The organism is Oleiphilus sp. HI0132 (assembly GCF_001635845.1).
On sequence record NZ_LWGJ01000531.1, the window covers coordinates 1 to 982 of the forward strand.

Sequence of the window (982 nt, forward strand, 5' to 3'; positions counted from 1 at the left end):
TTAAGGGTTCGCCACCGCTCAGGATTACCTCATCTAATTCTTTGTGTTCTTCAATGTAGTTGAAGACCTTTCGCCATTCGTTTTTTGATTGGCGATGCGCGTCATAAGGAAAATTCCGGCGGAAGCAGTAACGACAGTTAATAGCGCACACAGTACTACTCATGAGTAATACCCGATTATTGTACTTGTGCAGTAAGCCTTTGACGGGAGAGTACTCTTCCTCGTTCAGAGGGCTATCGTTAAAACCATCGACTTGCTTGAACTCTCTATTTTGAGGAAGTACTTGTAGAAGAAGTGGGTCATTCGGGTCGTTTGAACGAATACTTGCCAAGTAACGTGGTGGTACTCTTAATTCAAACAAACGCTCAGCCTCTTCATCTACTAAAGGATGATCGTTCAGACCTAGCTTGTTCAGCAAGTCTGCAGTACTTATTTTGCACTGGCTAAGTTGAGACTGCCATGAACCGTATTGCGCTTTATTTTCGACAGGAATAGTTGATAGATGTATCATGTGCGCTTTAATTTTGGTCTGCGAGCCTAAAAAAGAGTCAGCCCTTGATGTAAAGAGGCCGGTAAACCGCGCAGTATATAGCGAAGTAAAGCTATAGAAAACAGTTTGTCGCCCACTCATTGGCCCTGTATAGATTAGGCTGGACCAAGATAGCGAGAAAATAATTCCGTAAATTGAATAGTTCCTGCATAAATATGTAGGAGACAGAAACAGGTGAGATCAAAATGGGAAGTTATTCTACCAGCGAATTCCGTTCAGGCTTAAAAGTAATGTTGGATGGTGATCCTTGTGCGGTGATTGAGAATGAATTTGTAAAGCCAGGAAAAGGCCAGGCTTTTAACCGCGTTAAGTTGAGAAACCTCAATACTGGGCGTCAATGGGAGAGAACCTTCAAGTCAGGTGAATCTCTTGAAGCGGCTGACGTAATGGAATTCGATATGGAGTACCTCTATACCGATGGTGAGTTCTGGC

2 pseudogenes are annotated in these 982 nt (G+C 43.2%); one reads left to right on the forward strand and one right to left on the reverse strand.

Annotated elements, in window-relative coordinates:
* A pseudogene (locus A3766_RS06350) lies at positions 1–511 on the reverse strand (EF-P beta-lysylation protein EpmB); the annotation flags it as partial.
* 224 nt (positions 512–735) lie between these two features.
* On the opposite strand from A3766_RS06350, the pseudogene A3766_RS06355 reads away from it, so the two are divergent.
* Positions 736–982 (forward strand): annotated as a pseudogene (locus A3766_RS06355) (elongation factor P); the annotation flags it as partial.